Origin of the sequence: Salinibacterium sp. (genome assembly GCF_031364185.1) — a bacterium.
In the GTDB taxonomy this organism is placed as follows: Bacteria; Actinomycetota; Actinomycetes; order Actinomycetales; family Microbacteriaceae; genus Rhodoglobus.
In genome coordinates, this window is record NZ_JANLVV010000220.1 from 1 (window position 1) to 2952 (window position 2952).

Here is a 2952-nt window from a genome sequence, read left to right on the forward strand (position 1 = left end):
GTCGCTGCAAGACTCAACGACCGGCCACGGAAACGCCTCAACTGGAACACACCCACACTGGTCATCACTACCGAGCTAGGATCGCGGCAAGAACCAAGTGTTGCGACGACCGCTTGAATTCACCGGACGTGAAACCAGCTGCGTTGCCTGTGCAGCCCAGGCAAAATGGTTCTGCTCTGACAGAAATGCCCGCCGCGGTTCCGACGATCGTGGTCGCTGACACCTGCAGCTGATCGTTCACGGCCACGTCGGAATTCGAGGTGTAGCTGTAATCGGAGACGAGCTGTGAACTTGTGCCCGTAACGGTAGAACCCGACCCAATCGTCACTGTCAACGCGCAGGCAGTGCACTGCTCAAACCGTTTCCTGACCTGCTCATTGAGTTCGCACCACAACGGTATGGGTCTGATCGGAGCCAACAGCGTGGTGCTGGGCGTCGACGAGCTGTCGCGGGACGGAGCGCCAGGCGGGAGGACGGGCTGGGGCGAAATATCTTGGTCGAGTTGCGAGATGTCTACGCAAATAAATTTATCAGAAGGGGCGACAGCATCAAGCGGAACGAGGGGCTGACAATTGGTCCCAGCCCCTCGCCGGCCCGAAGCGAACCCATCCAGGGCCACCTCGGGGGGCTGATCGCTATCTAAAGCTTGCGCCTTGTCGTACAGGTCCGAGGGATTAGTCCCGGACGAGGGCTGGGGCAGAGCGTCTTGCGCCGTCGCCGAGGGGAGGTGCGCGGGTGCCCACATTAGGACAACGGCAGCTACGCCTGCGACCACCCAGATGCGCCGATGTCTCGTCCTTGAACTCCACATGGCTAGAAGATAGCGGAGGGGGAGAGCACGGCGCCATACCCCGTCGTCGATGTGGGCTGAAGAGATCTCGCACTCACCAACGTTATAACTCTCGGTGCAAATCTGCAGGAGCCGTTGGCGGAGATGATGATTTCGGGACAGTGATATTCCGAGAGCAGCTGCCGTGGGGGCAGTGGGTGATAGAGCATCGACGGCTCGGATTGGGCCGCCGCGAATGGCCCACGCAGCGAGGCCCGCTACGGAGATCTCTATCGTCGCTGAGTGGGTTGTTGTTCGCGTCCACTGGATGGTGTGCCGCATGCCGTCACTGAGAAACCGGACGGTGATCGTCGAGTTGGCCGTAGGGAATTGTGTCGGTCCAACTCCCGCCGCCTGACTGCGAACGGAGATGGACTTCGCATTGACTCGGATCACCTGGTGCCAGCGGCCTTGATAGAGCACCATGTCGCCTTTGCCGATCGTGGTTGGACCGGCAGCATGAGCGACACTCGTTTCGAGCTGCTGTGCCCTCACTTCACTCCAATAGCGGAGCTGCTCGAGAAGAGTTTTGCGTTGAACCTCGAGACGGGAGCGGTAGTCGCCGTCGGCAGGCCGGGATGTGTCTCCAAGGTGGTTGGAGAAGCCGGCAATCGAGCGGTCGACCTTTTGCACTTCGCGCTCGAGGTCGCCTACTCGCGCAGCGACAGCTTGTGGCGGAGTACGGCCGACGTCGTTGATGATCGCCACTGACGCGGCTCGTTGTAGAACCTCAGCTCGCCAGTGCCTCTAGAGCGCTATTCGGTGGAGGGGATCGATCTTGGCTAGATCGTTTCGGTGTCTTCGCTCGCTGTGTGTCCGATGAGGATCGGCTGCCCGGAGTCATCATCGTCGGAGCCGGCGGCGGACTGATCAAGCCCATGCAAGCCCGCTGGTCGACGTCACCAGCAACTCGGTCAACACCACCGAAGAAGTGTGCGCCGACCAACTGAACTGCGTGGAGGCATTCGACACCGACGAGGCCGCCTACTTGAGATTCGCCACTCGCGATCAGGCAGCCGACTATGCAGCGTCGCTGGAGGATGGCTTCGTCATCCATTACATCGTGATGGATTTCGCTGGCAGGGATGATGCCTCGAAAGAGCATCAGCGCTGGGCGATGGAACGCCTCGCGGGTACCTGGCAAGATTACGAGGGAACTTTCCCCGGCCGGTAACGCCATCCACACAAGACTGAAGCGCCGATCAGACCGCTGCCCGTGCGTTCGTCAATATTCCCCTGCTGAAGTCGCCGTCGTCCCTGTCACGGCCCGGCTCCGGCGAGTTGAGCGCGTCCGCGAATCGCCGCTGAGGGAGGTCACGATGGTGGACTCCCGAGGAGGTGGTGCGCGCAGAATGGACCATGACCAAACACTGGACCCCGCTCGCCATCACCTGGCTCGTACTTGCCATCGTCGGCCTCGTCGGCACCTGGACCTTTAACACTCTCGCGATCATCCAATCGCGCAATTTCATCGGTGACTGGGTGGGCAGCGGTCCCTCGGTGTCGTCGCTCACCGTCGATCTGTTGGTCGTGGCGGTGGCGGGCAGCATCCTCATCGTTATCGAATCGCACAGGCTCGGGATGAAGCGCGCCTGGCTCTACATCGTGCTCTCGGGGCTCACGGCCTTCGCCTTCACGTTTCCGCTGTTCCTGGCCATGCGCGAGCGGAAGCTGACGGCGGCGCGGGTCCCGTCCGCCTGACGGGGTGCCCACCGAGGCGCCGCTATAGTCGTCCCCTGGCGCGGGATCAACCCCCGGCATCCATTCGACTTTTTGCCTAACGTGGAATGACAGGCACGCAATGACGAAGGAGCCGCACTATGGCACAGATACTGCAAACAATCGATGTGGATGTTCCGGTGAACATCTCATACAACCAGTGGACACAGTTCGAAGAGTTCCCGAAATTCCTGACCGTGGTCGACTCGATCACGCAGCAGGACGAGACCCACAACCACTGGGTGGTGAGCATCGCGGGCAACACTCGCGAGTTCGACACCGTGATCGCTGAGCAGATTCCGGATGACCGAATCGCGTGGACCAGCACCGGTGGCGAGGTAGACCACGCGGGTGTCGTTACGTTCCATCGGCTCAGCGACACGTCATCACGGGTCGCCGTGCAG

Annotated in this window: 4 protein-coding genes; all 4 read left to right on the plus strand. The window is 61.0% G+C overall.

The genetic code is table 11. The features are described from left to right. The first annotated feature begins 1288 nt into the window (after nucleotides 1-1288). Complete coding sequence (locus RMN95_RS09630; RefSeq protein ID WP_309616703.1) at nucleotides 1289-1540, plus strand: hypothetical protein; 252 nt, start codon at nucleotides 1289-1291, stop codon at nucleotides 1538-1540. Nucleotides 1541-1784: 244 nt separating this feature from the next. Further along, nucleotides 1785-2003: a hypothetical protein gene (locus RMN95_RS09635; RefSeq protein ID WP_309616704.1), complete on the plus strand. Its 219-nt coding sequence runs from the start codon at nucleotides 1785-1787 to the stop codon at nucleotides 2001-2003. 185 nt (nucleotides 2004-2188) lie between these two features. Next, a complete protein-coding gene (locus tag RMN95_RS09640) occupies nucleotides 2189-2530 on the plus strand; it encodes a DUF2834 domain-containing protein (RefSeq protein WP_309616705.1) in 342 nt (113 codons plus the stop codon). 119 nt (nucleotides 2531-2649) lie between these two features. Next, the coding region (locus tag RMN95_RS09645) for an SRPBCC family protein (protein ID WP_309616706.1) at nucleotides 2650-2952 on the plus strand (303 nt) is incomplete at its 3' end.